This window comes from Limnohabitans sp. T6-5, assembly GCF_003063315.1.
Taxonomy (GTDB): Bacteria; Pseudomonadota; Gammaproteobacteria; order Burkholderiales; family Burkholderiaceae_C; genus Limnohabitans_A.
The window spans coordinates 1,063,465-1,086,616 of sequence record NZ_NERV01000001.1 but is presented as its reverse complement, the minus strand read 5'-3'; the positions used below and the strand labels follow the sequence as shown (position 1 = coordinate 1,086,616).

The window sequence follows — 23,152 nt, the reverse complement described above, 5'->3', positions numbered from 1 at the left end:
ACATCTTGTCCGTAAGCCAGAAAAGTGGTCCTCTCCCGGACCCTTAAAATCCCCGCATGACCTTCCTCGACATGTTGCGCACCGCCGAGCGCCAAAACGGCTCCATGCTTTGTGTGGGCCTGGACCCCGAACCCACCAAGTTCCCTGCGGGCATGAAGGGCGACGCCAACAAGATCTACGACTTTTGCGCCCGCATCGTCGACGCCACGGCCGACCTGGTCAGCAGCTTCAAACCCCAAATTGCCTACTTTGCCGCGCACCGCGCCGAAGGCCAGCTCGAACGCCTGATGGAACACATGCGCCGCGTGGCCCCCCATGTGCCCATCATCCTGGATGCCAAGCGCGGCGACATCGGCAGCACCGCCGAGCAATACGCCAAAGAGGCTTTTGAGCGCTACGGCGCCGACGCCGTGACCCTCTCGCCCTTCATGGGCTGGGACTCGGTGGCCCCCTACCTCAAGTACCACGGCAAAGGCGCGTTTTTGCTCTGCCGCACCTCCAACCCCGGCGGTGACGACCTGCAAAACCAACGCCTCGCGTCGGTGGATGGCCAACCCCGTGTGTACGAACACATTGCCCAACTGGCCCAAGGCCCCTGGAACCTGAACGGCCAACTGGGCCTGGTGGTGGGCGCGACCTATCCCGCAGAAATCGAGCGCGTGCGCGAAATCGCCCCCACCGTGCCCCTGCTGATTCCCGGTGTGGGCGCACAAGGCGGCGACGCCGTGGCCACAGTCAAGGCCGGCTGGCGTGCGAATGCCGACGGCTCCAGCGCAGGGGCCATCATCGTCAATTCATCGCGTGCGGTGTTGTATGCATCGAGCGGGGAAGACTTTGAAGCTGCGGCGCGCAAGGTGGCCATGCAGACACGGGACATGCTGGAAGCGGCCAAGGGCTGAACCAGCAAGCGCCAACAGAAACAAGCCATGACTTTGAGTGTGGAACACCTCTACAGAAGGTGTGACACCTTGGAGCAAGCCCTGCTTGCGATCGAGCAGCACCCTGAATCCACACATGGCGTGTTGTTTGACCTGTACCGCAACGCTGCCATCAAAAGCTTTGAGTTGTCGTTGGAAACGGCAGGCAAACTGTTGCGAAAGGCCCTCAAGGCGTTTGAGGCCTCACCGCGCACCGTAGATGCCTGGGTGTTCAACGATGTGTTGCGCCACGCAGGCAAACATGGCGTTTTGACCAGCGCCGAGGTGGAACGCTGGCTGGCCTATCGCGCCAACCGAAACAGCACGGCGCACGACTACGGCGCGGGTTTCGCCAACGACACGCTGCAGCTGTTGCCTGCGTATTTGCACGATGTGCGCAATTTGGCGCTGGCCTTACAAAAGGTGTTTGATGCCAGCGCTTGATTTGGCTGCGCTCGACTTGTCTGAGCGCCACCGTCACATGCTGCAAACCTTGCTGACCCAACACACGCCACAGGCACAAGTATGGGCTTATGGCAGCCGTGTCAGAGGCCAGTCCCACGAAGGCAGTGACCTGGACTTGGTTCTGCGCAACCGGGCAGACCTGACCCTGGACGTGCCAGGTTGGGATGCGCTGAAACTTGCCCTGCAAGACAGCGAGCTTCCCATGTTGGTGGACGTGCATGTGTGGTCGCGCTTGCCACAGGCGTTCCACGCGAACATCGAAGCGGCCTACGTGGTTATGCAGCCCTGATTTGAAACTGCAACAGGCGATTCAATGCGAGCTGGGGTGGTCGGGCATGAATGGATGCAGCGCAGTGTTGATTCGGTCTGGCGCCCATGCCTGAAAAATTGATGCAGGTTCAGAACTTGGTGTGGTGAAAAGAAAAAAGGCCCTCAAGGCCTTCTTCTTGATTCTTGTTGCCAAAAATCTTGCGAGCTTCCGTTTCCCATGCTGGTATGCAGACCTGTGTTGGTGTAGGCGGCTGGTTCGTTTACTCACTCGCTCTCGAACCGTTTAAAGCAAATTCTACCAAGTGACCCACCTTGATGTGTCTCATCATGGATGTGAAATGTGAGCCGAAAGTGAGTCAATTTGACGAGTGATCCAGCCCATTGAGGTGTTGAGTAACAGGCGATGGCTGGATTTTTGTAGGAGCCCACACCTGTGGGCGATGGGCGTGGCACACGCCCTGCAAGCCATCGAACACAGGGGGTGGGCTCCTACGGCAACAAAAATAAGCGCATGGCTGACAAACACATGGGTCCTGCAAATTTCACAGGGCCGGATCAATATTTCCCATGGCGCGAGACGATCTGGCCGCCTGCAGGGAACAGGCCCAACACAGCCACGATCGAACAGGTGCAGTTTTGAAACCAAGTACGCAATATGTAATGGAAAATGGACATTTATTGAAATATTAGGTATTCATTTGTGTATTATTGAATGCTTTTAACAGGGGGTTCTTATGAAGCAGAGTCGAATTGCAGCCGTTGTCGCTGCTGCGCTGGGTTTGGGTGTTTCCATGCATGCAGCACAAGCTCAGGAGGTTTATGCAGGGGCTGGTTTGTTTGGTGTCCAGCTGGGTTACTCGCATGCCCTGAACTCGTCCTTTAATGTGCGAGCCGATTACATGACCATGGGCAATATCGAAAAAACAAACAACCAGTCGGGAACGGATTACAAGGCAAACATTGATCTGAGCCGTACCGCTTTGCTGGCTGATTGGTTCCCCTTTCAGGGCTCCTTCAGGTTGACCACCGGCGTCACGTTCAACCAGTTGAAATTCAATCTGATGGCCAATACGAGCGGTCAGACTGTGGACATCAATGGTAGTCCCCACACGCTGGTGGCTGGCGACAGCATGAACGTGCAAGTCAAAATGCCCAGCACCACACCCTATATCGGCTTTGGATTTGGCCACCAATCCACCCAAAAGGGCTGGGGTTTCCATTCGGATATTGGTGTGATCATTGGCAGCTTCAGCGTCACCGAAACGCGTACGGGTCAGTTGGCCAATGTGCCTCAGGCCGATGTGGACAAGGAGCTGGCCGATGTGCGAAAAAGCGTGTCCAAATTGAACGTGTTGCCTCAGGTGACGCTGGGCGTGTCCTACCGCTTTTAAGCGTTCGTACAGTTGTGATTCATGGGGCCACCTGTCTTGCAGGTGGCAGCAAGCGCTGGCATGGCCTGGGCCTACCTGTTAGCCTTCCCCCATGATCGACCTCTACACCGCCGCCACGCCCAACGGGCACAAAGTCTCCATCGCGCTCGAAGAGCTGGCGCTGCCTTACACGCTCAAGGTGCTGGACCTGTCCAAGGGCGAGCAAAAGCTGCCTGACTTTTTGGCCATCTGCCCCAATGGCCGCATCCCCGCCATCGTGGACCGTGAGGCTGATGACTTTGCGGTGTTCGAGTCGGGTGCTTGTCTGATTTACCTCGCCGAAAAAACCGGCCAGCTCATGCCCACCGATGCCAAGGGCCGTTCGCGTGTGCTGCAGTGGCTGATGTTCCAGATGGGCGGCATCGGGCCGATGATGGGGCAGGCCAATGTGTTCTTTCGCTACTTTCCGGAAAAGATCCAGCCCGCGATCGACCGCTACCAAGGCGAGAGCAAGCGCCTGTTCACGGTGCTCGACAGCCACCTGAAAGACCACGAATACCTGGCGGGTGACTATTCGATCGCCGACATCGCCAACTGGGCTTGGGTGCGCACGCACCGCTGGTCGGGTGTCGAAGTGGATGACCTGCCGCACCTCAAGCGCTGGCTCGATGCGATTCGGCAGCGCCCTGCGGTGCTGCGCGGCATCGAAGCGCCACCGTCGCGCATCAATTTGACCAAAGACGGCGACGATGCCGCCAAGAAGTTTTCTGAAGAGGCCCGCAAGATGGTCGAGATGGGCCAAAACCAAAGCGCCGCCAGCAAGGATAAGCCATGAAGCTCTACACCGCCCACCGCGCCCCCAGCCCCCGCCGGGTGCTGATGTTCCTGGTTGAGAAAAACATCACGAACATCGAGATGGTCAACATGGACCTGAACGGCGGCGAGCACCGTCAGCCCGAGTACCTGGCCAAAAGCCCGCTGGCCAAAGTGCCTGCGCTGGAGCTGGACGACGGCCGCGTGATCACCGAGACGCGGGCGATCTGCACCTTGCTGGAAGGCCGTTACCCCGCGCCCAACCTGATGGGCGTGGACGGCGACGAGCGTGGCTTCATCGAGATGGCCGACCGACGTGTGGAGCTGTATCTGCTGGGTGGCATCGCCAACGCGATCCGACACAGCCACCCGGGTTTGGCAGCGTTGGAAAAACCGCAGTTCGCCGAATTTGGCCGTTCGCAGGCCGAGAAGGTGCGCGAGGTCGCCCGCTGGTTTGACCAAAGCCTGCAAAGCCAGCCCTTCATCGCGGGCGAGCGCTTCACCATCGCCGACATCACCGCGTTTTGCGCGCTGGAATTTGCGCGCGGCCTGATGAAGTTCGTGCCCGGCGACGAGGGCATGCACGCCTTGCAGGGCTGGCGCGACCGCATGAACGATCGGCCAAGCGCCAAAGTTTGAGCCGCAGGCTGAGGCTAAGTGCTGATGATTGTTTCAGGCGCGCCTCTGTAGGAGCGGCGCCCTCGCCGCGATCAAGCCCATGAGATCACCACTGATCGCCCCGAGGGCGGGGCTCCCACAGGGCACAACCTTGCTCAACAAGGCGTGATCAGCTGAACACGCCGCCGTAGTCCTTGCGCAAGTCGTTCTTTTGAACCTTACCTGTACCGCCCACGGGCAGGGATTCGAGAAAGACCACATCGTCTGGCACCCACCACTTGGCGACTTGGGTGGCCAAGTAGTCGAGGATCTCTTGCTTCTCGACGGCTTGGCCCGGTTTGCGCACGATGAACAGCAATGGACGCTCGTCCCACTTGGGGTGCTTGACGCCAATGACGGCGGCCATGGCCACAGCGGGGTGACCCACAGCAGCGTTTTCCAGGTCGATCGAGCTGATCCATTCGCCACCGGTTTTGATGACGTCTTTGGTGCGGTCGCGGATCTGCATGGTGCCGTGCGCGTCGATGGTGGCGATGTCACCCGTGGGGAACCAGCCGTCGACCAGCGCAGTTTTCTCGGCCTTGAAATAGCGCTCCACGATCCACTGGCCGCGCACCATCAGCTCGCCTTGGGAGGTGCCGTCGCGGGGCAGCGTGACACCGTTCTCATCGACCACTTTGATCTCGATGCCTGAGACGGTTTTGCCCTGCTTGGCCACGATGGCGTGCTGCTCGGCGGCGGGGCGCAAGCGGTCGGCGCGGCCCAGGTTGCTCATGGTGGCCACCGCGGTGGTCTCGGTCATGCCCCAGCCGTGGCGCACTTCCACGCCATAGTTGTCCATGAACTTGGCGATCAGGGCCATGGGCATGGCCGAGCCGCCCACGCAAGTGCGTTTCATGTGGGCAAAGCGCAAGTTGTTTTGTTCGACGTGCTGGATCAAGCCCATCCAGATGGTGGGCACGCCTGCGCTGATGGTGACCTGCTCTGTGTCCATCAACTCGAACAAACTCGGACCGTCGAGCTTGGGACCAGGCAAGACCAGCTTGGTGCCCGCCACCAGCGCGGCGTAGGGGATGCACCAGGCGTTGATGTGGAACATGGGCACCACGGGCAGAACAGTTTCTTGCGTGGACAAGCCCAGCACATCGGGCAGGCAGGCGGTGGTCGCGTTCATCACGATGGCGCGTTGGGTGTACAGCACGCCTTTGGGGTTGCCGGTGGTGCCCGAGGTGTAGCACAGCGCTGCGCCGGTTTGCTCGTCCAGCTCGGGCCAATCGAAGCTGTCGCTGTGCCCGGTGATCAGGCCTTCGTAATTCATCACATTGGCCACGCCCTCGATGGCGGGCGTGTTGGCCGCATCGGCCAGGCAGACCCAGGCGCGCACTTTGGGGCAATGCGCAGCAATGCCTTTGACCAGGGGCGCAAAGGTGGCGTCAAACAGCACCACCTCGTCTTCGGCGTGGTTGATCACATAGATCAGTTGCTGGGGGTGCAGGCGCGGGTTGCAGGTGTGCATGACCATGCCGCTGCCCGAAACGGCGTAATACGCTTCCAGGTGGCGGTGGTTGTTCCAGGCGATGGAGCCAACCGCGCTGCCTGCTTTCAGGCCCATCTGGGCCAAAGCGTTGGCCAGCTGCCGCGCCCGCCTCGCGGTCTCGGCATAGGTGGTGCGGTGCAGTGGGCCGTGGGTCTCGCGCGAGACGATTTCCTGGTCGCCGAATTGGGCCGCGCCGTGTTCGAGGATGCCCGAAATGAGCAAAGGGCGGTTCATCATGAGGCCGGATGTGGTCATGGTTTTGTTTCCAAAATTTTCAAATGATTGCAGATCAGCGTTGCTCTTAGGTCGGCCGCTTCAGCCCCGGCATGAGTCCAGGGGCATGACGGTCAACAGCCGATTAACGGCACGAGGTCACCAAAGCCTCATCCAGTCGATGTTAATCGGTTTGACTCGCCAATCCTGAGCCGATTCAACGAGAAACAGGCGCACATCAGGAGGTCTTGACAGGGAGTGTTTTTTTACCCATGGCTTGTGCGATCTGTTCAGCTGCGATGTAGCTGAAGGCCATGATCGTGACACTTGGATCGACAGAGGGGCCTGTCGGGAAAACAGATGGATCGGCGACAAAAAGATTGTCGACGCCATGCACCCGGTGATTGGAGTCGGTGACGGACGTTTTGGGGTCTGGCCCCATGCGGCAACCGCCAAATGGGTGAGGTGCAACCAGCGTCAAGCTGCCAGGCTTGATCTCGATGCTGTCAATGCGGTCCAGTTCCGACAGGGATGTCAGCGTGGTTCGCTTCAAATCACCGAGCATGACTTTTCTGGCGCCTGCCTTGAAATTCACAATGGCGGCTTTTTTCATCAAGTCACGCAACATTTTTTGGGTTGTGGGTCCGTATGGGTAGTGAATTTGCCGAACGCCGTTGCTGTCCAGTTTCATTTCTCCCAACTCATCCGGGTGGTCATCCAGCCAGCCAATGGCGCCCCCTACATTGGGCAGCTTTTCCATCCATTCAGCCGCACCGTCATCAAAGCCCGGGATGGTGTAAGCCATCAGAGCCGGTTGAATTTGATCCGGTACCAGCAAATACCCCCCTTCAATGTATTGTCCTTTCGCGTCGTAGCGGGCTTGGCGGAAACCTTCAACGCCATAGGCTGCAGGTATGTTGCGCCACAAGATGATCGGTTCATCGTAGAGGCCGTGCGCGTAGGTGCAGGGATTCATGCCGAAATGCTTGCCCAATGCGGGCAATGTGTCACGCAGCCGAGGTTGTGCCAGTAAAAATGCGGGTGAATTGAAGCCGCCTGCTGCCACCACAAAATGCTTGGCTTTGACGGTGATCTTTTGGCCGCTGGGTCGATTCCGGGCGCGATCAATTACCTGCGCATTCAGTTGCGTGATGTGATGGCCCTCAAACACAAAGTCTTCGGCTTTCAGGTCTGCGTAGACCCTTGCACCCAAAGCCATGGAAGAAGGGATGTTGGTGACCAATTGACTTTGCTTGGCATCAATGGCGCAACCTTGCATGCAATGGCCCGAACCAGCGCAGCCCTTTCGGGCTTGTTTGATGGGGGCACTTTCCCAGCCAAGGGCATCGACAGCTTCCTTGAACAACTGGTTCATGCGGTTGTAACGAAAGGGCTCAGCTTCCTCGATGTGATGACGCTTTTCGATATCCGCAAAAATTGGATCAAGCACTTCTGCGCTGTGACCTGTCATGCCATAGCGTGTTCGCCACAATTCAAGACGGTCTGCGGGGGTTCGATAACTGTCGGCCCAGTAATGAACCGATGTGCCTCCCACCAACTCACCATAGGTCAACATGGTGGACCCGTTGGTATCTGTGGACAGATCACGCTCAGCATCGACTTTGCCGGCTTGGTTGAGTTCTCTGTTGTCAAAGGTGGATGCAGGGTAGTAACCGCCTTTTTCAAGAATGACCACATCCATGCCAGCCTCTGCCAGTCGATGCGCCACAGTGGCGCCTCCGCATCCTGATCCGATGATGCAGACCTCGGCCACGATTTCAGTCAGTTGGCCGTAATCGGTGTATTGGTGAACTTTATTTGTCATGGCTTTTTCGCTTGGATAGTAGAGTCAGTTTCGTGGACCAGCTTGGCATAGAGAACGCGCTGTTCGCTGTGTTTTTCTGGCAGGTTGGCGAAGGGGCCGTCATAGCCAATGACTTTCCATGTGGACGGGTGGCCGTAGTAGTACCAACGCATCATGGCCGACAGGTTGGCAATCACTGCGCGCAGCGTGTCGTCCTGGGTGTCGGATGCTGCCGAGAGCACTTGTTTACGCTCCTCAACCGTCAACCTTGAAAAGCGCGACAGGTGACCATACGCAAGAGGAAACATCTCAAGGAGGTAAAAGGCAGCTTTGAGATCGCTGCTGATGTTGTCGCTCACAAAAAACAATTCCTCATCGAGCCGTTTGACTACTTCAGCTTGCTCGATGTCTGGAAAACCTGGCCGCTTTGGCACACAAGCTTCGGCCAGTGTGTGGGCTATGTCTGCCAGATGGCCATCGAGCACCAGCAACCTGCCGTAGCGTTGTCGGTAGCGGTTGGTCTGAGTGATGTAGGCCCCGGCACCCGCCACCAAGGTGGCTGCGCCAGCAACGCCCAATAGCGAAAATTTCAAGAAGCGCCGCTTCGTAAAGAGGGGTGAATGTTTCATGGCGTTAAGAGAAGTTGAATGGTGGAACGATCAGCACGACCGGTTACAGCTTGGGATCGGCCGAGCCCAAAAACAGTCGAAGGGCCAGGCGCTGAACAAAATTTCCGTAAGGGGGATAAAACAGGCCGATGGGGAAAAATCGGTGCCGCTTGAAAACCGTTTTGGCGTGTGAGAGTTCACAAAAACCCTCTTCGCCGTGGTAGGTCCCCATGCCGGAATTGCCGACACCGCCAAATGGGGCGTCATGGTTAACCACATGCCACCCCCAGTCGTTGATGGTGACGCCGCCAGAATGGGTTTGCTCCAGCAACTGACGACGTTCAGCCTGGTTGTGACTGAAGCAATACAAGGCCAAGGGACGTGCCCTGGCGTTGATGAAGGCGATCACTTCTTGGGCTGTGTCATAAGACACCACAGGCAAAACAGGACCGAAGATTTCTTCTTGCATGATGCGCATGTCGTGCGTGCAATCGGTCACCACATGCAGGGGCATGTTGCGGCGGTCCTGTGCCGAGTCATACGCGGCGCAAGCGACAACGGTTGCACCTTTGCTCACGGCATCGGCCAGCAGTTCCTGGATGCGGGCCAAATGTCGATCGTTGATGATCCAGGTGTAGTCGTGGTTGTCCCGGACGGAGCCTTTAAACAGTTGGGCATAGCTGGCCTGGACGGCCTCGACAAATGCCCCCATGCTCTCGCGCGGCACCATGGCGTAATCGGGCGAGACACAGATCTGCCCGGCATTGGTGGCTTTGCCATGGGTAATGCGTTTGGCGGCATCGGCAATGGGGTAGTGGCGGCTCACAACAGCAGGTGATTTGCCACCGAGCTCCAGTGTGACGGGCGTCAAGTTGTCGGCCGCCTGGCGCATCACGATTTTTCCCACTGCAGGTGAGCCTGTGAAGATCAGGTGGTCAAAAGGCAAGGCGGTGAAATCACCTGGCGTCCTCAACTCTTCTCCGATCAAAAAGACCTCGTCTTCCGAGAATATGTCGGTGAGCATTTTTTCCAGGGCCGCGTTGGTGTGGGGGGTGATTTCCGGCATTTTGACCATCACCCTGTTGCCCGCAGCGATGGCTGCAATCAAGGGTCCCAGCGCGAGGTAAACAGGGAAATTCCACGGCACGATGACGCCAACCACACCTTTGGGTTGATATCGCACTTCCAGTTTGTTGGTAAGAAAAAGCAGCTCTGTGCCGCGTCGACTGGGTTTCATCCAGTGCTTGACATGCGAGATGGCGTGATTGGCCTCCAACGTGGAACCCAGCAAATCCAGCATCTTGGATTCGGCATGCGAGCGGCAACCAAAATCCTGATGCATCGCGTGCGCGAGCACATCCTGGTAGCGGCTGATTTGTTTCTTGATGGCCTTGAGTTGTTGGCGTCGTTGGAGTGCGCTGGGGTAAGGGGCTTTGTCAAAGGCCGATTTTTGTGCCTGAAAAACAGCTTGGATGCGCTCAATGGACAGGGTTTGTGAATCGGATGCGGGTGTGGCTTCGGTCATGGGCGTTGTTCGGTGTGTTGGAAGGGGGGCTGGGTTGTTCAATCGTTGCGCAAAATGCCTGCAGTCGAGACAAAGACGTCGCCAGAGGCGTGGCTCACAACGCCGGTCAGGCTGGCGTTGTCCCCCCGGGTTTGAAGCTTGAAGTCTTGATGAACCCCTGCGCGCTGCAACAGCGTGCCACCGGTTCCGGTGATCAGCACACTGGCGTCCTGGCGCTCATGAATGACGGTCAGGGATTGCTGCGTGCCACTGACAGCGGCAGTCCAGCTCAAGCCCTGGTCTTGGCTGCGGTAGACATGGCCGCGCATGCCCGCTGCCAGCAGACTGCCATCGCTCAAGGCCTTGCCGGTCCAGAAAGAGCCTTTGTTCGCGGTTTGAATGGCTTGCCAGGTTTTGCCTGAATCGGCAGATCGGAAAATGGTGCCCGACTCTGCAGCGATGAACAGCATGCCTTGGCGTCCGGGAAACAGATGGATCAAATGTTTTTCAGCCACATGCGTTTGTGTGGAGAGGGTTCGTCTTTCCCAGGTTTTGCCGCCATCTTGGGTTTCGAGTGCAAGACCGAATTGCCCCACAGCAAAGCCGTGTTGTGCGTCAGCAAACCAGATGGACAGCAAAACCTCGTCTTTACCGCGCTCTTGTCGCAAGATGTCCCAATGCTCGCCGCCATCGCGTGTGCCCAGGATGGTGCCATCGTGTCCAGTGATCCACCCTTGCTTGGCATCGTGGAAATGCACCGAGGTCAAGGGTGATCGGGTGGGTACTTTTTGAGCTTGCTTGAATGTTTTGCCATCTTCTGACAAAACCACCAGCCCATGATCACCCACGGCCACGATGCGTTGGCCAGCCTGGGTGGCGGCAAAAAACACCCCGCGCATCGGATCCACCTTTGAGGGGGCGTGGGTCCATCGGTGTTGTGCATCTTCTTTCACGGGTGTGTTCTGCCCTTGTGCACTGAAAGCGGATGAGGCGATGGCCAGCCACAGGCCAAGCATTGCGAGTGGATGTTTCATGGATAGGCTTTCAATGGGCAAGGGCCGTTGCTTTGATCGGCTTCGTGCGTGGGAAAAGTGCATCGAGTGCGACAGCAAAAGCGGGCAGTACGGTGATGGCCATGATCATGTTGATCATGAACATGAAGGTCAGCAAGATGCCCATGTCCGCTTGGAATTTGAGGTCAGAGAAAGCCCATGTGGCCACGCCCACGGACAAGGTGATGGCCGTGAAAATGGTCGCAATGCCCACTTCGCGCAGCGCCCCCTGAATTGCGGACTTCATGTTGGCGCCTGCCACCAAATGGGCCAGCAAGCGGTTGTAGATGTAGAAGGCGTAGTCCACGCCAATGCCTGTCGCCAGAACCATCACTGGCAGGGTGGCCACGGTCAGGCCAATGTCGAGTGACTTCATGAACCAGTAACCCAGGAATGTGGCCAAGGTCAAAGGCAGGCAACAAGCGAGCATGGCACGCCAGTCCCTGTAGGCCAGCAGAACCAGGCCCACGATGGCGGCGTAGACATACAGCATCATGGCGATTTCGCGCTGCTCGACCTCTTCATTGATCGCGGCCATCAAGCCGACATTGCCCGAGGCCAGGCGAGGCTTGACGCCTTGGTCTTGGCCATCGAAATCCGTGCGAAAACGTTTGACCGCTTCCATCACGGGTTGGATGGTGGTGGCTTTGTGGTCGCTCAGGTAGATGTTGGCCGCCATCATGGTGCATGCCCGGTTGAACAAACCACCGGCTTCTGGCAAGTAGCCCACGGCGATTTGCAAGGCTTGGCTGTCTCTGGGCAGGGCGGTCATTTTCGGATGACCTTCGTTCAGGCCGGCGTTGGCGAACTTGGCCAAGCTCGAGATGGATGAGACCGTCAGCACGCCGGGTACCTGCGAGATGTGCTGCGTGAATTGGTCGATGTAGTTCACGACCTCGTATTGATTGCAGGAATCGGCGGGTGTTTCAAAAACCACCGTCAACACTTCCATGCCGAGGTCAAAGCGTTGAACAATCGCATCGATGTCTTGGTTGTATCTCGACTCGCTGCGCAATTCCGGGGCACCTGCTTGCAAGGCACCGATGTGTCGGCCCTGACTTTGCCAAACGGCCACGCCAAAGAGCACCGCTGTCAAAGCCATCACATAGCGCACGTTGCGCAGTTCGGCCATCCAGCCGAGTTTTTCAACGAGACGGCTGCGCTGATTTTGCAGTGCCTCCTGTTGCTGAGCGTAGGTGCTTGGGAATTGGATGTAAGAAGCCACCAAAGGCAGCATGATCAGATTGGTCACGATTTTGTAGCCGACCCCAATCGACGCGGCAATCGACAACTCCCTGATCATCGGGATGGGGATGATGATCAAGGTGATGAAGCCCACAAAAGCGGTCACAAGAGCCAAGCTTCCGGGTATGAACAGGCCCGTGAAACTGGCTTTGGCCGCCGCCATCGGATGGGCGCCAGACGCCAAGGCCTTGGCAATGGCATTGATTTGCTGGATGCCGTGGGACACACCGATGGCAAAGACCAGGAAGGGCACCAGAATGGCCAGGGGGTCGAGCCCGAAGCCCAGCAGACGCAGGGTGCCAAACTGCCAGATCACGGAGACCATCGAACAGCCCAGGGCCAAAAGCGTCAATGAAACGGATCGGCAGTACCAGTAAACCGACAGGGCCGTCAGCACAATGGCCAATGCAAAAAAGACCAGGACCCCTTTGGCACCGTCGGCGATGTCCCCAATTTGTTTGGCAAACCCAACGATGTGGATGGCATGTTCAGGCGTTTGCAGTGGCACGCGAACTTCTTGTTCGATTTGATGCGCCAGTTTCAGATAGTCGAGCTTTTGCTTCGTTTGTGGATCTTCTTCAAGCAGGTCCGCGACAATCATGGCGGCCGTGCCGTCGTTGGCCACAAGGTTGCCGATATATCCCCCACGGACAACCCTTGCTTTGATCCGGTTAATTTGTGCCGCATCCAGCCGGTCGGGTGTCACATTGCCGTCAATGACGTCTTCGGCTTCAAACCCTTCTTCTGTCAATTCATAGACCCGGGTGTTGGGTGTCCACAGCGATTGAACCGAGCGTTTGTCGATGCCGGGCAAATTCATCAAGGCTTGTGTGGCCTCGTGCAGCTTTTTCAGCGAAGCTGCGTCCCAGATGTCTTTTTGGGTTGACCTCACCGCGACCATGATGCGGTTTGAACCGAACAGTTGATCGCGGTATTGAAAGAAGGTGTCGGTGTATTCGTGACCCAGCGGCAGCTGCTTGTCAAAACCGGCTGTCATGTGCAGCTGTGAAGCCAACACACCCATCAACACCGTGAAAACGGCCAGCGCAGCAAGGATGGTCTTTCTGAAGTGGAAGAAGAAATCTTCCAGTCTTTGCATCAAGCTTGTTTGTGTTGTCACGTTCGCATTCCACCGAGCCGAAGGCCGGTTCACATGTCAAGTCATAGGGGGAATAAATTTTTCCGGCCCTCATGCCGGAAAAATCGGGCTCATTCAGCTCAGAATGAATAGGACATCATGACGCTCATGACATCGCGGTCGCTCATCAGGTTTTTCGTTCCACCACCAAAGAACGTGGTGTAGCCAATGCTGGCTTTGATCTTGTTCTGGTAGTCGAAGTTCATTGCCAATGCAAGGGCTTTTCGACCCTGCACAAAGGGAATGGCATTGGGACTTGTGCCTCTTACATCATGAAAGAAATCCACAACCGGGCTCATGGTCCAACCTGAATTCATGAAGTTGGCGTAGCTCAGACCGATCTCAGCGACGTAGCCCCAAGAACTTTTGGTGGGCAGGGAATAGTCGGTGATGTAATAAGGCACTGCGCCAGAAAGATCCAGCTGAGGGTAATTTGTATAGGCCACTTCCGCCATCATGTAGCCTTCGGAGGCGCCCAGCGCCCTGGTCAACTCAGTGGGTAGAAATCGGAATGCAGTGGCTTGCAGCTGGTATTTCTTTTCACTCACATAACCGTTTGCCAGCGCAGCAGTTGTGTACCCATTGGATTTCTCATAAAGGCTATGACGTCCGGAAAATGGCACCGTGGGGTCAATCGCCACACTGTCCTTGGGACGGTATGACAACTCTGCACCGAAAGCCCAGTCACCCATCTTGGTATTCATCGAAACGCCAAACAGATCCAGGTTCTCGCCGTATTGCTCAAGGGCTGAAAGGCCAATGGCGTTGGGTGTTCCGAGACCATTGGATTTGTAGCCGATGAAGGGCATTTTGTCGTGATACCGCATGTAATAAGCCGCATAGTCTGTATCAGCTGAGGTGGGTTTGTACCGCAGGTTCACGCCGTACTGTCCCCCTCTTTGTGGCTTTTGCGTTTCAATCGGAACACGACCTGCCGCAACACTGGCGAGATCTCTGGCGCGTGTCGGATCAAAATCACCAACACCCAAAAACGAGCTGGTTGGAAAATAGCCTCCGCGTCTTCCACCAGCTCCGACAAAGTCTGCGGTTGACCAGAATGTGCCTGCCGGGTCGAGCTTCATGCCGTTCCATGCAAACTGGTAGTAGGCTTCTGTAGAGAATCCTTTGCCCAGGCTTGTGCTCAGCGAGGCCATCGGGGCAGGGATGAAGATTTCTTTCAATTGCGTACCGGGGATATGGTATTTGCGCAAGTCCAGTGCGTTGATCGAGTTGATGCCGCCCAGGATGAAGATGTCTTCGCCCCAACTGATGACTTGATTGCCCAGCTTCAGCTTGGCTGAATTCCCAGCCAAATCGAGATCTTTGGCAATCCAGAGGTCAAGCAGACTGATGTCTTTTTTCAGGGCATTGGCCGCCTCATTATCCAGAGGGCTTCGACTGGTGTTGCGAGCAGACAAATCACTTGACCAGGTGAACCGTCCCAACATGGACCAATTGCCTTGCTCCCGCAAAAACAATTCATGCGTTCCTTTGACCACAGATGAAACCACAGCCCCTTTCTTGTAGTTCAGGTTGCCGTCGTCAGAGTTGGTGAAATTGATGTCCGGGTTGGCAGTGCTTGCATCGCCATTGACCAAAGTGCCCAGTGCACCTGAGGTGGCGCCAGTTCCGCCACTGTCGTTGCCGATCATCCGGGTATTGGGCGATTTCAGGCGTTGCTGCATGCCAAAGCTGAGGGTGGAATCAAAACTGCCGGTGATGCCGTTGTCCATTTCAAACTTTACAGCGTGTGCCAGCGGACTCATGCTGGCCGTGAATGCCGCACACACCCAGGCCAATTTCTTATGGGTGAACTTGTGTTTTTTATGCATGGCTTGTCTCCTGATTTTGATTTGGGAATTTTTTACCGATCACCAAAGCGGCGCAGCTCTTCGGATTCAAAGCGTTTCGGGTCAATGCGGCCTTCGGCACCCGCCAACCAGTCCGTGGCTTTGGACTCCTGTGTGGCGTTCTCGGCGATATAGCGGTTGACATTCAGATCCCAAGACATGAATTCCTGGCTCACGCACGCTCCCAATTCAACAGCGGGGTAGATCGAGGCCTCCATTACGCGCCACAGCTTGCCTTGCGCGTCGTACTGATCGGCATTGAGGAGCATCCAGGTGTCTTCGTCCAGGTAAAACTCGCGCTTTGCAAACACATGTCGTTTGCCGGCCTTGACTGTGGCCTCGACTTTCCAGACGCGGTGGAGTTCGTAGCGCATCAAATCCCGCTTGGGATACTGCCCTTCATAGATGTCCTTGATGGGGCGCTTGGCCACCAACTTGAAATTGTTGTAGGGCACGTACATCTCTTTTTTACCGACCAACTTCCAGTCGTAGCGGTCCAGTTGACCCGAGAACATGGGGTATTGATCAACCGTTTCGAGGTTCTCGTAGCCAGGAATCGGATTGTCATAAGCCAAGTTCGGCAAACGGCGCACCCGCCTTTGACCCGGGAAATACATCCATGCATCGTTGGGCTTTGACATGAAGAAGTGCCCCAGAATGACCTCGCCAGCACGAGACGCGGGGCTGGTGGCCACGTTCAGCAGTTTCTGCAAAACATCCTGAACATCCTCGGGTGATTTGGCTTTACTCGATGCAAAGGGCATCGTTACCCATTGATCTTGAGCCAGGCTGTAAAAACTGCCGTCTGCATTGATGAAGTTGGTTTGGTAGTGTTCGATGCGTCCCTCTCCTTGCCAGCGCAATCGGTGATTCCAAACCGCTTCAGCGCCGTTGGTTGGTATCGGAAACGGGAAGCCACCACCTACAGCTTGCGCAAGATTGTCCAGGCCATCGGATGTGAGTTTGGCCTGAGTGGCGTTATTTTTGGTTTGGCTGTAGACCGCTTCCGGATAACCGCAACTGCGACGGGTGGGATAAACATCCATGCGGTAACCCTTGCGGGTTTTGATCAACTCGATTTGACCCGCAGACAGCTTGTCTTTGTATTTTTCGACGTTGCTCGCATCAATGCTGTAGAGCGGCTTGTCTGCGGCAAAAGGATCGTTGCGTGGCTCACCTGTTTTGTGTTTGCCCTTGGGTAATCCGCCACTCCACTCCGGGATGCTGGCGTCTTTGTTTCCCGCCCTTTCAGCGCCAATTGGCGTGAGTTCTTTAGCCAATTTGGCTGCCTCTTGTTCACCTACGGCGGCCATCACGGCGTTCGTGCCAAGGCTCAGGCTGACAGTCAGGGCAAGTGTGCGCCAAGGGCTTGGGGTCTTCAATTTCATCGGTGGTCTCCTTGCGTTGTATGCGTATCCGGCTTTGCGCGCTTGCGCGGCAGGTATGTCGTGTTGACAGTCGTCAGCCCTGAAGGCTTGGGCTGCAGACGTGTTCTTGTGTGCACAGTTGGGCAATTTACCGGTCGACCATACTGGAATACCTTCAAATGCGACAACTTGTCATGTTGATGTTAGCCGCGAAGTATTAACGTGACAAGTAGTCATGAATAGTTGTTTTCCCTTATTTCTAAAGATAGTTGAAGGTGTATGAAGTGTCATTTATGACTAATTTGAAGAGTAGAAAAGCCCGAAATTTCTGTCTAATATGGTAAATTTTTTGAAATATGTGGGGGTATGTCATGAAAAAAATGTGGATTTCACACACGTCTGAATACCCGATGTGCCCACTGCCCATACGATCAACACGCTTGAAAGATTTGTTTGATTCAGGAGGGTGAGATAGTTATGGTCAACAGCACAAGAGATTCCGAAAAATTGGCGTCGGATTCCGCCTCGGTTGACGAGAGTTCTTCGCCACCAAAAAGCGATGGCACTTCAAGGCGCAAGCCCTCGCAGGATCGATCCAAAGAACGCTTGGAGAAAATCCTGGCCGCAGCAGAGGCGTGCATTCTGGAGGTGGGGGCGGCAAACCTAAAAATCACCGACATTGCTGCCGCATCAGGCATGGCCAATGCCAGCGTGTATCAGTACTTCAGCAATCGGGAAGAAATCATCCAAGCGCTATTGGAAAGATATCTGGATTATTTTTATGAGCAAAACACGCAACTCCTGAGTCAGGTTGACAGTGTTGAGTCGTTTCTTGTCTATATCGAGGACGTTGTGTATGGCTACCACGACTATGTCAAAACCAATGCCACTTACAGAGCCATCTGGATGGATTCTCAAGGTTGGTCAGAGTTGAGGGCCATAGACAGAAAAGACAACTTGCGTCATGCCCAGGAATGGGTGGACAAAGTCAGTCAGTTCGTTCCAAATCTCAGAGCTGATAGGGCACAGAATGTGTTTCTGACCTGCATTGAAACAGGCGCGCACATGACACGCGTGTCCGTTGAGATTGGCGGGCGGGTTGAGCGGATCATGATGGATGAAATGATCGCTATGGTCCGAGGGCATCTCAGAACATTTTTTTCAAGTCCATGATGCTCGGCTGCCGTTAAACCAGCGCTGCATACACCAAGTCACGAAACAGGGGTCGATAGTAATCTCTTTGGTTGGGCGCCTGGACCATCAGCATGGCGACCATGTCGAGCGCCGGGTCCACAAAAAAGGTGGTGCCCGCGATGCCGCCCCAGTAATACAAGCCCACCGAGCCAGGCACAGGCGACAAGCCCAAATGGGTGCGTACCGCAAACCCGAGGCCAAAGCCGTGGCCCGGTGGCAGCAAGGTGCCGTCGGACGGCATGCCGCCCAAATGGTCGGCGGTCATGTAGTCCACCGTGTGGGGGCCGAGCAGGCGCACGCCGTTCAATTCACCCCGGTTGCGCAGGCACTGCAAAAAGCGGGTGTAGTCAATGGCGGTGGACATCAGGCCTCCGCCGCCGCCTTCCGTGGCGGGCACTTGGCGCGGCTCCAGCACTTTCATCGGCACACCGCCATCGGGGTCGTGCGCAAAGGGCTCGGCAATTCGGTGCTGCTGATCAGGCGGCACGGCAAAGCCCGTGTCCACCATGCCCAGCGGGCCAAAGATTTCAGCTTGCAAAAATGCGCCCAAGCCTTGCCCGCTGACCACCTCGACCAGCCTGCCCAGTACATCGGTGGCGCGGCTGTAGGCCCACACGGTGCCGGGCTGGAACTGCAGCGGCACAGAGGCCAGCGTTTGCGAGAACTCGGCATTGGTCCGCTCGCGTGAGGCGATCTTCACCTCGCCGTATTGGCGCTGCACGGCCGAGTCACCCAAAAATTCATAGGTCAGCCCCGCCGTGTGGCGCAGCAGGTCTTGCACCGTGGCTTCTTGCCGCACGGGTTCCAAGCCTTGGGCCGTGGCCACTTGCTGGTTGGCATATTCAGGCAACCAGCGGCTGACCGGGTCGCTCAAGAGCAGCTGCCCGCGCTCGACCAGCATCATCACTGCCACCGACACGACCGGCTTGGTCATCGAATAGATGCGGAAGATGCTGTCGGTTTTCATCGGCGCGCCCGTGGCGGGGTCTTGCTGGCCCACGGCCTCGAACAACCCGATCTGGCCGCGCCGAGCGACCATGGCCACGGCACCGGGTAACCTGCCACTGGCCACTTCGCGGCGCAGCACGTCCATCAATCGTTGGGTGCGCTCGGGGCACAAGCCCACATCGGCGGGTTGGGCGTGGGGCAAGGCAGTGTGTGCAGTCATCGGGGCTCCGGTTGAAGTGTGTTTTGTACACCAGTGACTGCTGAGGGGGTATCACCTGGAGCGCAGCGGTCGCTTTGGCTTGTCGCCCATGCGTCAAAGGCCATAACCCTTGCGCTGTGCAAGCGTTGCTAGACTGAATTCATGCGCATTTCAGAACTCTCTGCCAAGACCCAGGTGTCGGTGCACCGCTTGCGGCGGTACGAGGCCGACGGCCTGATTGAAAGCCAGCGATTGGCCAATGGCTACCGTGTGTACGACGAAAAAACCGTGAATCACGTCATCTTCATTGCCATGTCGCGGGAGATGGGGTTCTCGCTGCCCTTCATTGCCGAGTATTTGCCGCGCTTCAAAACGGGCAAGCTGTCAGCGCAAGACATGATCGACGCGATCCTGAAGCGTGTCGCCGAGATTGACCAGCTCTTGAACGAGCAACAAGCACTGCGCCAAAAACTGATGGACCACATCGGATGGTTCAAAACCCAAGCCAGGAAAAAACCATGAGCCCACTGGACATGCTGAAAAAAATCAACGCCATGGCCGAGTTCAACCGCTGGTGCGGCATCGAGGTGACGGTGGCCGAACCTGGATTTGTCGAGATCCAGATGCCCTGGCGTGCAGAGGTGGGGCAGTACTCGGGTTATTTGCATGCAGGCCTGATCGGCACACTCATCGACACCGCCTGCGGCTTTGCAGCCGGAACCGTGGCGGGGCCGAATTTGTTGGCCGCCAACTTTTCAGTCAACTGCTTGCGCCCTGCCGTGGGTCAGAAGTTCATTGCCCGAGCGCGGGTGGTCAAACCCGGCAAAGCACAAGTGTTCACCAGCTGTGATTTGTTTACGGTGGATTCAGAGGGCGAGAAGCTGGTGGCGAATGGTCAGACTTTGCTGACCGTGGTTCAGGGGGCATGATGTTTCGAGGCGGGTAGACCGCCTCCAGAGTGTTCCTCTCAACGGGGCTGTGACATTCTGGGATGCAGTTTCAACCGAATGGCTTGCGCAGGCCGCAAAGTCACCGCCAAATCGCCTTGGGGCCATGGCGTACCTTCAGGCCATTCCAATCGGAAACGCTGCATCAGCATGGCCGCGATCAGACCCATTTCGAGCAGGGCAAAGTGCTGGCCAATGCACACCCGGGGGCCGGTGCCAAAGGGCATCCACACACCGCGAGGCATGGTGGGTGCGCCGGGCAAAAAGCGTTCTGGCTTGAATTCAGCGGGAGATTCGAACCAGCGTGGATCGCGTTGAATGACGTAGGGGGTGAAAGCGATCAACTGACCTTTTGGCAATGTCCATGGCCCGACCTTCACATCCTTGATGGCGCGTCGGGTCATCAAGACCGCTGCGGGTGGGTACAGGCGCATGGCTTCTTTGAGGCTGGCTTGCAGCCACGGCAGTTGCTGCAAGCTGTCAGGCGTTGGGGTTTTGCCTTGCAACACCGCATCGACTTCGGCGTGGATGCGCTCGGCCACTTCAGGGTGACGTGCGATCAGCCCGCTCCACCAGGTCATGGCCGTGGCCGTGGTTTCATGACCGGCCTGGAACATCACCATGGTCTGATCGTGCAGTTCTTGCGCGCTCAGACCTTGTTCTGGGTGCACGGGGTCGCGGGCTTGTTGCAGCATGGTCAGCAGGTCTTCGCTGTCTTGCTGTTGCGCTGATGGTTGGGCCTGAATGTGTTGCTGGATCACGCGGTCCAGCGTTTGTTTGGCATGGCGCACTTTGCGCACCGAAGGCAGGGGCATCCAAAGCGGCCATGAAAACGGTTTGAACATCTCCTCGATGCCCGAATGGCTCAAGGTCTGGATGGCCTCGGCAATAGTGCGGGCATCCCTGACCAGGTGCGAGCCGAATAAGGCACGCAAAATCACATCCAGCGTCATGGTGGTCATGAGCGCATCCATGTCCACGCTTTGTTCTGTCGGGCGTTGGGCCAGGTCGGCCAGCGCGTCTTGCGCTGCGGACGTCATCAACGCGGCGTAGCCTGTCACCCGCTTGGGGGTGAAGCCCGGCTGCAGCATGCGGCGCTGGCGCTGCCATGAGGTGCCTTCGGTCACCAGCACGCTTTGCCCCATGGCGACACTGAAGATTTCGGTCGCACGTTCCCAGCGGATCAGTGCATCGGATTGGTCGACCAACACTTCGCGGACCCAGTCAGGATGAAAGACGTGGACGATGTGCTCGTTCAAGACTTGCACATGCGCGATGTCTGGGTGCTGGCTTTGCAAGCGCCCGACAAACCCCAAATAGTCGGCTCGCATGGTGCGCAGGTGGTTCAAACCCCATAAGCGGGCAGCTGGGCCTGGGGGGATGGTGTGCATGGGCTGGGTGGGGGATGTGTGGTGATGGGGGGTGTGTGTGGTGTCCATGGCCTGATCTTGCGCGGTCACTGGCTGGCCGTCTTGAATCGAATCGACACCTTGGGGGTATTGGTTTTGCATGAATGTTGTCTTACCTATACTTTGCATATGTCTTGCGATGCCCCTGCTCACAACTTTGCACCCCTACAAACTTGGCTGCCGCCATGGGGCCTGAGTGCTTGTGTGCGTGCGGCGATAGCCCGCAGCGCGGTGGGTTTGAATGCGTCACAGCGCTGGGGGCACTACCCTGCCGGTCCGATCTGTGCGATCGCTTGCATGTTCGAGGGCTCGGCCGAAGTGTTGGATGCCAGTACGCCATTTGACCCCCAGGCTCCTCGCCAGAGCCTGCCCGCGATAACGGTGACAGGCCCACACAGTTCGCCCCGCAGTGTTTTGTACGGGCCTCAAGCGGATGGCGTGATGGTCCTTTTTTATCCGGATGCCTGGTGGGCGCTCACGGGGGTGTCGCCACAGGATTTGAGCAACCAAATCGTCGATGCGCGCAGTGTCTTGCCTGCGGCCTTGCTGGCGGCATGTCAGCGCATGCGCGAGGGTGGTCACACCGACAGTCGTGTGCATACTTTTTTTGAAGATTTGCTGCCCCTGTGGAATGACCGGGAGGTGGACCGATTCACACCTGCAGGCCCGCAGCGCAACTGGGCGCAAGCGTTCGCCCCGTGGATGGCGTCTTTGGCCATGCGGGCTGCAGGCACCGGATGGGGGCGCAGCTTGCGACAGTCCGAACGTCGCATCAAGCAGTGGACGGGTTGGTCCTTGCGCAAGTTGCAAGGCTCCGTCAGGGGTGAGGCTGCATTTTTTGCGGTGATGGAGGCCATGCTCGAAGATCGTGTCGACTGGGCGCAGATCGCTTTGGACAACGGGTTTTCTGACCAAAGCCATTTCATCCGCGAGACCCGCCGCATCACCGGCTTCAGCCCCGAGGCCTTGCGGCATGGCTTCAACACCGATGAGGCGTTTTGGGTCTATCGGGCATGGGCGCAACTTGCAGGTTTCGACGTGCCTACGACGGCTAACTTGGCTCTTTAAGCCCGCCGCCAAAGCGCCATGCCCCGCTGCGCCTTGCTCGCATCACTGGGCGCAAGCGTCACGGGGCCTTGAGGTGCCTGGCGCAGCACCTCGGCCAGTGCCAGCAGGGCCTCTTCCGGGCCACTCAAAAGTTCCAATTCCAACTCCAGCAGCGGCTCGCTCAGAGCGGTGCCGGGCACATGGATGCGGCCCTGGTCGAGGGCGACTTCGATTTCAGCACCTGCGTGGGTGATGAGCCAGCGCTGGCGTTCAAAGTCGGTGCAGAACATGGCTTGCAGTCTTGGGCGAAGGGTCATCAACGTTTGGCTCAGCGCGGCGTCATTCACCAGCTGATCGAACTGCAACGCTCCGGGGGTGGTCGGACCTTCCCATTCCTGCCTGCGTGACAAGCCACCTGTGCTTTGGCCTGCGGTCTTGACGGTCAACAGCCATCGCTCGCCTGACCGCCTTTCGCGCACGGCCATGCGGCGTTGTTGCAGGGCCAGATCGGGCGTGTCGAAATAGGTGTTGAGCAGGTGTTGCCTTGTGCCTTGTGCCGTCAGCAATGGGTGGTCCAGCAGACGCGGCAGGTCTGGCTCGGACAAGGTGAGTTTGAGTTCGGTTTCCATGCGCAGGG

Annotated in this window: 21 protein-coding genes; 10 read left to right on the top strand and 11 right to left on the bottom strand. The window is 57.2% G+C overall.

Annotated features, from left to right (window positions below; genetic code table 11):
- Positions 1-56: 56 nt before the first annotated feature.
- The 6 genes from pyrF (at position 57) to B9Z51_RS04680 (ending at position 4,474) form a co-directional block, all read left to right on the top strand.
- Positions 57-899, top strand: coding sequence for an orotidine-5'-phosphate decarboxylase (pyrF, locus tag B9Z51_RS04705; protein WP_199227447.1), 843 nt, complete (start codon positions 57-59; stop codon positions 897-899).
- Positions 900-926: 27 nt separating this feature from the next.
- Positions 927-1,361 (top strand): nucleotidyltransferase substrate binding protein, encoded by a 435-nt coding sequence (locus B9Z51_RS04700; protein ID WP_108372202.1) that lies wholly within the window; start codon positions 927-929, stop codon positions 1,359-1,361.
- Positions 1,348-1,671, top strand: coding sequence for a nucleotidyltransferase family protein (locus tag B9Z51_RS04695; protein WP_108372200.1), 324 nt, complete (start codon positions 1,348-1,350; stop codon positions 1,669-1,671). The genes B9Z51_RS04700 and B9Z51_RS04695 overlap by 14 nt, the downstream gene beginning before the upstream one ends.
- A 715-nt stretch (positions 1,672-2,386) precedes the next feature.
- Entirely contained in the window at positions 2,387-3,043 is a 657-nt protein-coding gene (locus tag B9Z51_RS04690) for a hypothetical protein (protein WP_108372198.1), read from the top strand.
- 91 nt (positions 3,044-3,134) lie between these two features.
- Complete coding sequence (locus B9Z51_RS04685) at positions 3,135-3,857, top strand: glutathione S-transferase family protein (protein ID WP_108372196.1); 723 nt, start codon at positions 3,135-3,137, stop codon at positions 3,855-3,857.
- Positions 3,854-4,474 carry a glutathione S-transferase family protein gene (locus B9Z51_RS04680; RefSeq protein WP_108372194.1) on the top strand — a complete coding sequence of 207 codons (621 nt, stop codon included), beginning with the start codon at positions 3,854-3,856 and terminating at the stop codon, positions 4,472-4,474. Before B9Z51_RS04685 ends, B9Z51_RS04680 begins: the two co-directional genes overlap by 4 nt.
- Before the next feature lie 148 nt (positions 4,475-4,622).
- Here the strand turns inward: B9Z51_RS04680 and B9Z51_RS04675 are convergent, their stop codons facing one another.
- The 8 genes from B9Z51_RS04675 to B9Z51_RS04640 all read right to left on the bottom strand — a co-directional run bounded on the left by B9Z51_RS04675 (position 4,623) and on the right by B9Z51_RS04640 (position 16,792).
- Complete coding sequence (locus tag B9Z51_RS04675) at positions 4,623-6,245, bottom strand: long-chain-fatty-acid--CoA ligase (RefSeq protein WP_108372192.1); 1,623 nt, start codon at positions 6,243-6,245, stop codon at positions 4,623-4,625.
- Positions 6,246-6,441: 196 nt separating this feature from the next.
- The gene (locus tag B9Z51_RS04670; protein WP_108372190.1) at positions 6,442-8,028 is read right to left on the bottom strand and encodes an FAD-dependent oxidoreductase; all 1,587 of its coding nucleotides are present in this window, start codon (positions 8,026-8,028) and stop codon (positions 6,442-6,444) included.
- On the bottom strand, positions 8,025-8,636 hold the full coding sequence (locus B9Z51_RS04665; protein ID WP_108372188.1) for a hypothetical protein: 612 nt from the start codon (positions 8,634-8,636) through the stop codon (positions 8,025-8,027). The genes B9Z51_RS04670 and B9Z51_RS04665 overlap by 4 nt, the downstream gene beginning before the upstream one ends.
- A 43-nt stretch (positions 8,637-8,679) precedes the next feature.
- On the bottom strand, positions 8,680-10,140 hold the full coding sequence (locus B9Z51_RS04660) for a coniferyl aldehyde dehydrogenase (RefSeq protein WP_108372186.1): 1,461 nt from the start codon (positions 10,138-10,140) through the stop codon (positions 8,680-8,682).
- Positions 10,141-10,178: 38 nt separating this feature from the next.
- Positions 10,179-11,153 carry a YCF48-related protein gene (locus B9Z51_RS04655; RefSeq protein ID WP_158272824.1) on the bottom strand — a complete coding sequence of 325 codons (975 nt, stop codon included), beginning with the start codon at positions 11,151-11,153 and terminating at the stop codon, positions 10,179-10,181.
- A gap of 10 nt (positions 11,154-11,163) precedes the next feature.
- A complete protein-coding gene (locus B9Z51_RS04650) occupies positions 11,164-13,515 on the bottom strand; it encodes an RND family transporter (RefSeq protein ID WP_108372182.1) in 2,352 nt (783 codons plus the stop codon).
- Positions 13,516-13,634: 119 nt separating this feature from the next.
- A complete protein-coding gene (locus B9Z51_RS04645; protein ID WP_108372181.1) occupies positions 13,635-15,386 on the bottom strand; it encodes a DUF1302 domain-containing protein in 1,752 nt (583 codons plus the stop codon).
- A gap of 32 nt (positions 15,387-15,418) precedes the next feature.
- On the bottom strand, positions 15,419-16,792 hold the full coding sequence (locus B9Z51_RS04640; protein WP_108372179.1) for a DUF1329 domain-containing protein: 1,374 nt from the start codon (positions 16,790-16,792) through the stop codon (positions 15,419-15,421).
- Positions 16,793-17,377: 585 nt separating this feature from the next.
- Between B9Z51_RS04640 and B9Z51_RS04635 the strand changes: the two genes are divergently transcribed.
- Positions 17,378-17,944 carry a TetR/AcrR family transcriptional regulator gene (locus B9Z51_RS04635; RefSeq protein WP_233254819.1) on the top strand — a complete coding sequence of 189 codons (567 nt, stop codon included), beginning with the start codon at positions 17,378-17,380 and terminating at the stop codon, positions 17,942-17,944.
- A 13-nt stretch (positions 17,945-17,957) separates the two neighbouring features.
- Here B9Z51_RS04635 and B9Z51_RS04630 read toward each other — a convergent pair whose 3' ends face one another.
- Complete coding sequence (locus B9Z51_RS04630; RefSeq protein ID WP_108372175.1) at positions 17,958-19,133, bottom strand: serine hydrolase; 1,176 nt, start codon at positions 19,131-19,133, stop codon at positions 17,958-17,960.
- Positions 19,134-19,274: 141 nt separating this feature from the next.
- On the opposite strand from B9Z51_RS04630, the gene B9Z51_RS04625 reads away from it, so the two are divergent.
- Positions 19,275-19,634 carry a MerR family transcriptional regulator gene (locus B9Z51_RS04625; RefSeq protein WP_108372173.1) on the top strand — a complete coding sequence of 120 codons (360 nt, stop codon included), beginning with the start codon at positions 19,275-19,277 and terminating at the stop codon, positions 19,632-19,634.
- Entirely contained in the window at positions 19,631-20,041 is a 411-nt protein-coding gene (locus B9Z51_RS04620; protein WP_108372172.1) for a PaaI family thioesterase, read from the top strand. Before B9Z51_RS04625 ends, B9Z51_RS04620 begins: the two co-directional genes overlap by 4 nt.
- A gap of 38 nt (positions 20,042-20,079) precedes the next feature.
- On the opposite strand, the gene B9Z51_RS04615 is transcribed toward B9Z51_RS04620, so the two are convergent.
- Complete coding sequence (locus B9Z51_RS04615; RefSeq protein WP_233254818.1) at positions 20,080-21,570, bottom strand: cytochrome P450; 1,491 nt, start codon at positions 21,568-21,570, stop codon at positions 20,080-20,082.
- Between the two features lie 339 nt (positions 21,571-21,909).
- Here B9Z51_RS04615 and B9Z51_RS18370 point away from each other — a divergent pair, with 339 nt between their 5' ends.
- Positions 21,910-22,536, top strand: a complete 627-nt coding sequence (locus B9Z51_RS18370; protein ID WP_158272823.1) for an AraC family transcriptional regulator — start codon at positions 21,910-21,912, stop codon at positions 22,534-22,536.
- On the opposite strand, the gene B9Z51_RS04605 is transcribed toward B9Z51_RS18370, so the two are convergent.
- Complete coding sequence (locus B9Z51_RS04605) at positions 22,533-23,144, bottom strand: CYTH domain-containing protein (RefSeq protein ID WP_108372166.1); 612 nt, start codon at positions 23,142-23,144, stop codon at positions 22,533-22,535. The two genes, B9Z51_RS18370 and B9Z51_RS04605, sit on opposite strands and share 4 nt — an antisense overlap.
- Positions 23,145-23,152 lie beyond the last annotated feature (8 nt).

What these genes read in the sequence shown, in the direction of transcription:
- pyrF (WP_199227447.1), top strand. Translation starts at nt 57, where the DNA reads ATGACCTTCCTCGACATGTTGCGCACCGCCGAGCGCCAAAACGGCTCC.
- B9Z51_RS04700 (WP_108372202.1), top strand. Translation starts at nt 927, where the DNA reads ATGACTTTGAGTGTGGAACACCTCTACAGAAGGTGTGACACCTTGGAG.
- B9Z51_RS04695 (WP_108372200.1), top strand. Translation starts at nt 1,348, where the DNA reads ATGCCAGCGCTTGATTTGGCTGCGCTCGACTTGTCTGAGCGCCACCGT.
- B9Z51_RS04690 (WP_108372198.1), top strand. Translation starts at nt 2,387, where the DNA reads ATGAAGCAGAGTCGAATTGCAGCCGTTGTCGCTGCTGCGCTGGGTTTG.
- B9Z51_RS04685 (WP_108372196.1), top strand. Translation starts at nt 3,135, where the DNA reads ATGATCGACCTCTACACCGCCGCCACGCCCAACGGGCACAAAGTCTCC.
- B9Z51_RS04680 (WP_108372194.1), top strand. Translation starts at nt 3,854, where the DNA reads ATGAAGCTCTACACCGCCCACCGCGCCCCCAGCCCCCGCCGGGTGCTG.
- B9Z51_RS04675 (WP_108372192.1), bottom strand. Translation starts at nt 6,245, where the DNA reads ATGACCACATCCGGCCTCATGATGAACCGCCCTTTGCTCATTTCGGGC.
- B9Z51_RS04670 (WP_108372190.1), bottom strand. Translation starts at nt 8,028, where the DNA reads ATGACAAATAAAGTTCACCAATACACCGATTACGGCCAACTGACTGAA.
- B9Z51_RS04665 (WP_108372188.1), bottom strand. Translation starts at nt 8,636, where the DNA reads ATGAAACATTCACCCCTCTTTACGAAGCGGCGCTTCTTGAAATTTTCG.
- B9Z51_RS04660 (WP_108372186.1), bottom strand. Translation starts at nt 10,140, where the DNA reads ATGACCGAAGCCACACCCGCATCCGATTCACAAACCCTGTCCATTGAG.
- B9Z51_RS04655 (WP_158272824.1), bottom strand. Translation starts at nt 11,153, where the DNA reads ATGAAACATCCACTCGCAATGCTTGGCCTGTGGCTGGCCATCGCCTCA.
- B9Z51_RS04650 (WP_108372182.1), bottom strand. Translation starts at nt 13,515, where the DNA reads ATGCAAAGACTGGAAGATTTCTTCTTCCACTTCAGAAAGACCATCCTT.
- B9Z51_RS04645 (WP_108372181.1), bottom strand. Translation starts at nt 15,386, where the DNA reads ATGCATAAAAAACACAAGTTCACCCATAAGAAATTGGCCTGGGTGTGT.
- B9Z51_RS04640 (WP_108372179.1), bottom strand. Translation starts at nt 16,792, where the DNA reads ATGAAATTGAAGACCCCAAGCCCTTGGCGCACACTTGCCCTGACTGTC.
- B9Z51_RS04630 (WP_108372175.1), bottom strand. Translation starts at nt 19,133, where the DNA reads ATGACTGCACACACTGCCTTGCCCCACGCCCAACCCGCCGATGTGGGC.
- B9Z51_RS04625 (WP_108372173.1), top strand. Translation starts at nt 19,275, where the DNA reads ATGCGCATTTCAGAACTCTCTGCCAAGACCCAGGTGTCGGTGCACCGC.
- B9Z51_RS04620 (WP_108372172.1), top strand. Translation starts at nt 19,631, where the DNA reads ATGAGCCCACTGGACATGCTGAAAAAAATCAACGCCATGGCCGAGTTC.
- B9Z51_RS04615 (WP_233254818.1), bottom strand. Translation starts at nt 21,570, where the DNA reads ATGCAAAACCAATACCCCCAAGGTGTCGATTCGATTCAAGACGGCCAG.
- B9Z51_RS18370 (WP_158272823.1), top strand. Translation starts at nt 21,910, where the DNA reads ATGGTCCTTTTTTATCCGGATGCCTGGTGGGCGCTCACGGGGGTGTCG.
- B9Z51_RS04605 (WP_108372166.1), bottom strand. Translation starts at nt 23,144, where the DNA reads ATGGAAACCGAACTCAAACTCACCTTGTCCGAGCCAGACCTGCCGCGT.